Source organism: Streptomyces sp. NPDC059668 (assembly GCF_042734135.1).
Taxonomy (GTDB): domain Bacteria; phylum Actinomycetota; class Actinomycetes; order Streptomycetales; family Streptomycetaceae; genus Streptomyces.
Genome location: NZ_JBHWEL010000141.1, coordinates 1 through 7,208, shown reverse-complemented (window position 1 = coordinate 7,208; position 7,208 = coordinate 1). Strand labels below are relative to the sequence as shown.

The following is a 7,208-nucleotide window of genomic DNA, read 5'->3' as shown; positions in this document are numbered from 1 at the left end:
CTGCCGCCGGCGTGGTTGTGCAGCGTGTAGACGGTGCCGTCCGGCGCCACCAGGTCGACCTTCAGGTCACCGATGTAGGTGTGCTTGATGTCCACCCCCACCTTGAGGGTGGCCGGGGCGTTGCCGGTCACGCCGGTAACGGCGATGGGGCTCTCCACGGTCGCGTTGTCGTTGATGGCGAAGTCCGCGAGGTTCTCGAAGTACTTACCGGGCGGCGGGGTGGTCCCGACAGCCTTGAGGGCGTCGACTTGTCCTTCGCCGAAGAACGAATTGCTGGCCGTCGTGCCCGTGCAGCGACTGTCCGAGGGGCAGGCGATGTCGTTGGCCTGGGCGGCCAGCTTGGCGCGGATCTGCGCCGGGGTGATGCCCGGGTTGGCGCTGGCGATGAGTGCTGCCACGCCGACCACATGCGGGGTGGCCATCGAGGTGCCGCTCTTGCTGCCGTAGCCGCCGCCGGGGACGGTGGAGTACACGCTGCTGCCCGGCGCTGCGACGTCGATGACGCCCTGCCCGTAGTTGGAGAACGAGGCCTTGGTGACACCCGTGCCGTTGGCCGCGACCGTGACCACGCCCGGCAGCTCGGTCGGGATGTCGAGGCAGGCGTTGGTGATCGTGCGGGTGACCGGCGTCGAGTCGTTCGGGCTCGCGGAGTCGGTCGTCTTGTGGGCGAGGTCGTAGTTCTCGTTGCCCGCGGCCGCGATCTGGAGGGAGCCCTTGCCCTCGGCGTACTCCTGGGCGCGCTTGACGCCTTCGATGATGGCGGCCTGGTCGACGTTGTCCGGGCAGTTGAACTGCCACGGGTCCGTGTAATAGCTGTTATTGGTGACCTTGAATCCATGGTCACCGGCCCAGACGAAGCCGCAGATGGTGTTCTCGGCGAAGAAGAAGGAGTTGCCCGGCTCAGCGACCCGGACCGCGGAGATCTTCACCCCGGGGGCCACGCCGACGACGCCCTTGCCGTTCTTGGCCGCAGCGATGGTGCCCGCTACGTGGGTGCCGTGCGTATCGACGTCCCGCCAGGCGCCGACACGGGTGTCGGGCTTGCCATAGGCGCAGGAGACCGAGTCGGCCGCGTCGAAGTTGGGCGCCAGGTCCTGGTGCTGGTCGTCCACACCGGTGTCCAGGATGCCGACTGTGACGGAGGCGGAGCCCGGGTTCACGGCCCAGGCCTGGTCGGCCTTGATCTGGCTCATGTCGGCCCGGACCGGTTCTCCGGCCGGGGTCGAGGACTGGGCCGGATTGGCCGGGAGCGCCGGGTTGTAGGCGTCGGCCGGGACGTCCGAGGTGCGCGTGGCGCCGACCTGCTGCACGCCGGCGACGCCGCGCATGGTGGCGGCGAATCCGCTGGACGCCGAGTGGGCGACGATCACGCCGATGGCGTCGAAGTTCGAGAAGACGGTGCCGCCGTTGGCCGCGATCGCGGAGCGGACTGCCGAACTGTCACCGGGAGCGGTGATCACGAGGTAGGCACGCGTGCCGGCCACCCAGGTCGCACTCGGAGAAGCCGGCACGGCGGCCGGAGCGTGGGCCCTGGCGGCTGGCACGGGGGAGGGGCCGATGGGGAGCGTGCCCGCGAGGGCGCCCGGGGCGCCGAATGCGAGGGCGGCGCCGAGCGTGGCCGCCAGGACCAGCATGCGTCTAGTCCGGCTCGATATGTGGGGTATCAAAGCGTCCTCCGGAGACGGCCCGGCCGTACTGAGGGCACCGGCGGTGCCGTACGAAACGAGTGGTGGATGCAAGATGTCAGGCGCGTGCTCCCGTACGGAAGTACCTTTCCGTGCAGGGGTGTTATAGGGGATGACTGAAAAGAGACGTACTCCGGGCATCGGAGGGCCGGGATCCACCGGGAGCTCGGCGACGTCGACCGCGCCCTGGCGTACGCCGCCGACCTTGTGCCGGCGGCTGGGCAGCAGCACGGCCTGCCCGCCAGCGGGCGCGTCACCGAACTGCGGGCGTACCTCGGTCAGTCACCACGCCAGCAGCCGGTCCACCCCGTCGATGGCCGGCACCAGGGGGCGTCCGGCCTGCGCGGTCACCCTGCGCGACGGAGACCAGCGTCCGGAACCCGTCCCACTTGGGCTCCGCAGCGCAGCCCGATCGTAGATCGGGCTCGGGGCCACTACGTCGTGTATCCGGCAGGCGGCGCCAGCCCGCTGGGCTTCCTGCCCTACCGGGACGGCAAGCCGCTCCCGGGCGGCTTCAAGCTCGGCATCAACCGGCGCCCAAGAGCGCACCCGCGCAGATGCGCTACCTGGTCAAGCAGTACAAGGGCACCAAGGCGGTCGCTCAGATGCTGCGGATCTCCCCGCGCACCGTCGAGCGGTACGTGAAGGACCAGATCAAAAAGCCGCGCGCGGATCTCGCCGCAAGCCTGGAGCGCGAGGTAAAGAAGTGGTGGCAGCCGCAGATCCGGGCGAAGGCCCGCGCGAAGGTGGCGACCTCTGGCGGCATCGTCAGGAGGCAGCCAAGGCCAGCTGATCCCTGCCACTACCTACCTCGACGGCCCGCCTCCCTCCGGGCGGCGGGCCGTCCTCGCCGAGCCCAGTCGTTCCGCCCGGCAGGCTCACTCAATCCACCGTCCGCGATGCGCCGCTCCGATGCCCGATGCCCGCAGCTTCCGCGCCAGGAGCTCCATCTCGGGCAGGGTCCCTGAGTACTGCCCGGTCAAGACCTGCTCCAGCACGGCCCGGACGCCGTCCAGGCCGATGCCGAGTTCCGCCCGCAGCACCCGCATGACGGCGGCGTTCCTCGTCGGCGGAGCTACCCGCAACCTTGCCCGCCCGTGCTCGGAGAGCAGTCGGCCACGCAGTCCCTCCGGCAGGTCACCGCCACACACAGCCACGGCAAACCCGCAGGCCGGACACGTGGACTCAACATCCCACCGCAGTTCCTCGCCCACCAGCGCCTGAACACCGCACCACTCCGCCTCGGCACCGCATCCCTGGCACACAGCGGAGTACCTGATGGACTCAACCAAGATCGACTCTTCCACAATCCCACCCCCCGAGAAGAGAGGTTAGAGGGCAGGCGGCGAACGTCCTTCCGGGGCGCAAACACGTCCCCTGACACGCGAGCCAGCGCTCCAGGCTGCGCTGGTCCATGCGCTGACGCTATCTCTCGTGAACATGCCGAGGCCCAGTGATCACCAACTGACACCCAAACCGGCAGACAAACGCTGCTGCTGAACGCGAACAAAGCCACCTGCCCGTCGATCACGATCGTCTGATGCAGCTTGCGAAGCGAGGCGCGTCCAGGCGTCCTTGCACTTCGCGGTCTCGGTCTTGTTCGGCCTGTCGCTGGATGACGACGGGCCGTTGCCCCATGCGATGCGTACCGGTATTGCGCAGGCCAGGAGGTAAGGAGAAGTGCCCGCAGAGCGCTGTTCATGTCTTCTCGCTCGGCCTCCCGCGTCGCCGTCGCTCTGGTCACGGGCGCCGTGCTCGGTGCGGCCGCCCTGCCGGCCTCCGAACAGTCCAGCCCCCACCAGGCCGCCGCGTACCGGTCGGGTGTGGTGATCAGTGACGTGCGGTACGACTCGCCGGGCTTTGACGACTGCAGCAACCGTTTCCTGAACCGGGAGTGGATCGACGTCACCAACACCTCCCGGCGCAGCGTGAACCTGGATGGCTGGACCGCTACCGCTTGGATGGCCGCTCGACCGTCTGTGTCCACACCGGCAAGGGCGGCTTCAGGTCTTGGACATAGAACTGCCCGTGAGTCGGCATCGATCGGCAACTTCAACGAATCATCAGCCACCGTCGCAGGCCATCGAAACGGACTGTCACCCCCGGCTCCGCTCACGACTCACAGGCGGTCGAGGAAGGCGAGCACCTTGTCGGTGGGCTGGGGCGGCGATGGCTAAAGATCGTATTCCCTGACCCTGCGCGGCTTACGTGGCGCCTTCCCCCAGGGTCCGGCAGGCCGTTCCTGCCGGACCCTGGCCACGAATTCGGCACGGGTCGAAACGGCCCGTGGCTTCGGGCGCAGGAGCGACTCTGCGTCCCACGGCCCGACATTCGTCCACCCGAACCGGAGGACGATCTCGTGGAAGACCGGTGCGAAGTCCGCACCGACCAGGTCCGGCATCTGGTAGCGCAGCCCTCGAACCCGGGCAACGAAGGCTGCGGGCAACGGCACGTGATACGCCTCTAGATAGTGCGCAAAGTCCGCGCGCCACACCCACATGCCATCGGTAACCAGCGACGAGCAGCCGGACGTGTGCCGGTGAACCTCTCCCGTGACGACATCGACCCCCGCCTCCATGAAGTACGTGAGGTGATGGCCTACGTCGAGATACTCCACGATTTCCGCTTCATCCGGCTCGCCGGCCGCTTGCACCTGAGGACCCAGCGGTCCCGCAGTCAATTCGCTCGAATAACCGAAGTCTTCGAAGAAGCCGAGCAGCCTCAGCACGCGCACCCCCGTCAGCCTCTCTGAGCAACAACCGAGGCGAGCATACGCAGGCTCGAGTGCCGCCAGTACTGCCCATGCGCGACCGCAGCCGCCCGGCCGCGTGATCATCGTCATCGACACCCGCGCCCGGATCGGCTACACCGCGCTGATCGGGACAACGGATGAGGACCGCCTCCGGCACCTGACCATCACGCTTTCGCCGCAGTACGCCGGCCGCCTCTTCGACGCCCAGGAGAAGGGTGCCACCGACCAGCAGCTGATCGCTGCCGAAGCACTCAAGGAGGTCTACTACCAGCACATTGGCCGCCGCGCTGGCCAACTGGAAGAAGTCCGCTTCACCGACATCGAGCACCTCGAGTTCGACCTGTAGATCCAGAGCAGTCGCGAGCCCCGCCGACGGCATTGGCACTGACCGCTTCACCTGGCAAGTGAGCCATTGACTTGCCAGGGCTGAGCGCTTGAGTTGGCGGCCAGGGTGGCGGGCTGGCTTCTTGCCCGCGCGGGCGGGGGCAACGCCGAGGCGTATCAGATCGCCCTCCACCGCATCGCTGGCATCGTCTCCCGCACGAGCGCCTGAGGCGGCCGCTGGAACTGATGGCGAGGCGAGTCAGAGTAAAAGCAGATGCCGACTCATGGGCCGTGCAGGCAGCATGCCCGCATGTCTACCGAAGTCAGCGGGATGATCGAGTGCCGCCCAGGTGCACGCTTCTGGGCCCCCGACGACGAGGACTCCGTATGGCACGCTGCCATCGACCTCTTCCTGCTCAACAACGGCAACGCCTACGACGCCCTCGCCTGCATCTTCGGTATCCGGAACTCCTTCGGCTTCCGCCCTCTGGCCGAAGGCCGCGGCTTTCCGAGCGACGCGTCCGAGGGTCTGCTGACCGGATACGCCGCGTACGGCGGAACTCTTGACGTCCACGGCACAACATGGATCACCTGGGCCGAGCTTGCCTCCACCGACTGGCAGGAGACAGACAGCTCCGGCACGCGAAGCCGAGAATCGGTCGCCGGAGACACAACCCACTGGGGGCCGGTCTGGAGCGTGATGCGGACACTCAGCGAACTCCACGGAGCAGACAATGTGCGACTCGTTGCATGGTTCCACTGACCCAGGCTCCGCGGCAGAGCGCCGCTTGTCCGATGGGAGGCAGCCGTGACCGAACGCGACGTCATACTCAACGAACTTGCCCAGGGGCTCCGCCCGATGTCACAGGGCATCGCATGGTTCGACGCACTCGACCCGGAGGAGCAATCCGAGGTGCTGCTGTTTCTGCGCCACCACTGTGTCCAGGCACGCGCCGTCGCCGAGGACGGACCAGAGAGCATCCGCCGTGCCGGTCTGCGCCCCACGCACACACCGGCGGTGCTGATCACACGCGGTCGGATCGACGATCAACTGGGGAAGATCGTTTCTCTCACTCCGCGCGACGAACGCCGGAAGGCGTTCCGACTGCTGGTTGCGGTGCTCGCGATCGCCGACGGACGCCGTCGCGAACGCAATTGCTCGAGCGGGTGCGGTCACTGGTGGCACAGGCTGGCCACCGCTGACTGATCCCTCCGTCGGCACCTGTGCATGACGCCGCTCACGCGATCAGGCTCGAACGTGCCCAGACAGGTCGGCAGCGGCATCGAGGCATTCCTGCGGTGGCACAGTGGGATGCCGGTGCACGTGACGGGGACGTGCACCCCGCCCTCGGTCAGAACTTCGAGCACCAGGGCAACCAGGTCGTACTGTTCGCCCTCCGGCGCCAGGAGGCAGGACACGTGCTTGCGCGCGGTCGCGATGTCCCGCCAGATCAGGGTTGCGGGGGCGGTGTAGCCGAAGTCGCCGCGCAGACAATCCACGAGGGCGTCCAGGCAGCCGCCGAAGTAGCCGCCAGGCCCGTTGGCGGCGTCGCCGAGTGCCAGGTAGAGACCCGGTCCATCGGTGATGTCCCGGCCGTTCAGCTCGTACGCGCGTCCAACCGGCCGACCGGTCCTGGTGCCTGAGCTGGCAGCCCCGCGCCCGGACGAGATCGAGCCAGGCTCCATGCTGACGGGTGCCGAGGCCGTCCCAGGCGCCAGGGGCAGCCGGCGGGCCAGTGAGCCAGCGTTCCCAGACAGGCCTGGCGTATCCCGGTACAGGTGCGAGGTAGCCGTCGAGTTCCAGATCTTCACCGGGCCCGGATCAGCCGACGACTCCCTTAAACGTCTTCGTTACGGCCCGCACCCGCCGGTCCGCGTACTCTCGCTCGGCTTCCCTGAATTGCGGGCAGCCGAACCCCTCCCATGCCGTTCCACTCATTTCCGTGCCACCAGGCTCCTCGATCCAACCGTCGCCCACGGATAGGTCACCACCCGGCACCACCCGCACAGCATTCCAGCCCTACCCCCGCTGCCACCTCCACCGTCCCGCCCCCGTCACCGCCCTCCGCGGTCCCATCAGGGCCCGAGACCTGAAGCGCCGTTCACGCGGCTGATCGGTGGCAGGCCGATGTGGGTGGACGACCACTGGTGGACCCTCTCGGCATCGCTGCTGGGCCTGGCGCAATGGGTGGAGCCCTTGGCTCGACTTCGCGCGGCTGGTGCGAAGGTCATCCACAGCCTTCGCGAGGAGACCGGCGCCCCGGTCTCCCTGGTCGTGCCGTCGCAGGACGCGTTCGCCCTGGAGATGATTCCGGGCCGCGAGACGCTGCCGATCGATGCGCGCAACGGTGCGGGGGAGTGGGGCCCGCCACCCCCCCCACGCGTTTGGAGGTGGGGGGGCCCCCCCCCCCCGCGGGGCGGGCGGGGGGGGGGCGCCGCGAGGCGCA

4 protein-coding genes and 3 pseudogenes are annotated in these 7,208 nt (G+C 68.3%); 4 read left to right on the top strand and 3 right to left on the bottom strand.

Annotated features, from left to right (window positions below):
• On the bottom strand, positions 1–1,634 hold a 1,634-nt coding region (locus ACFV2J_RS42230), incomplete at its 3' end, for a S8 family serine peptidase (RefSeq protein ID WP_385094151.1).
• A 578-nt stretch (positions 1,635–2,212) separates the two neighbouring features.
• Here ACFV2J_RS42230 and tpg (ACFV2J_RS42225) point away from each other — a divergent pair.
• Positions 2,213–2,455, top strand: a pseudogene (gene tpg / locus ACFV2J_RS42225) (telomere-protecting terminal protein Tpg); the annotation flags it as partial.
• A gap of 1,403 nt (positions 2,456–3,858) precedes the next feature.
• Here the strand turns inward: tpg (ACFV2J_RS42225) and ACFV2J_RS42220 are convergent.
• The gene (locus tag ACFV2J_RS42220) at positions 3,859–4,419 is read right to left on the bottom strand and encodes a hypothetical protein (RefSeq protein ID WP_385094148.1); all 561 of its coding nucleotides are present in this window, start codon (positions 4,417–4,419) and stop codon (positions 3,859–3,861) included.
• A 97-nt stretch (positions 4,420–4,516) separates the two neighbouring features.
• On the opposite strand from ACFV2J_RS42220, the pseudogene tpg (ACFV2J_RS42215) reads away from it, so the two are divergent.
• The 3 genes and pseudogenes from tpg (ACFV2J_RS42215) to ACFV2J_RS42205 form a co-directional block, all read left to right on the top strand.
• Positions 4,517–4,783 (top strand): annotated as a pseudogene (gene tpg, locus ACFV2J_RS42215) (telomere-protecting terminal protein Tpg); the annotation flags it as partial.
• A gap of 288 nt (positions 4,784–5,071) precedes the next feature.
• Complete coding sequence (locus ACFV2J_RS42210) at positions 5,072–5,524, top strand: hypothetical protein (RefSeq protein ID WP_385094146.1); 453 nt, start codon at positions 5,072–5,074, stop codon at positions 5,522–5,524.
• Between the two features lie 45 nt (positions 5,525–5,569).
• The gene (locus ACFV2J_RS42205; protein ID WP_385094143.1) at positions 5,570–5,968 is read left to right on the top strand and encodes a DUF5958 family protein; all 399 of its coding nucleotides are present in this window, start codon (positions 5,570–5,572) and stop codon (positions 5,966–5,968) included.
• Positions 5,969–6,093: 125 nt separating this feature from the next.
• Here ACFV2J_RS42205 and ACFV2J_RS42200 read toward each other — a convergent pair.
• Positions 6,094–6,568, bottom strand: a pseudogene (locus tag ACFV2J_RS42200) (barstar family protein); the annotation flags it as partial.
• Between the last annotated feature and the right edge of the window lie 640 nt (positions 6,569–7,208).

Coding starts and splice junctions, on each gene's coding strand:
- ACFV2J_RS42210 (WP_385094146.1), top strand. CDS start 5,072: ATGTCTACCGAAGTCAGCGGGATGATCGAGTGCCGCCCAGGTGCACGC.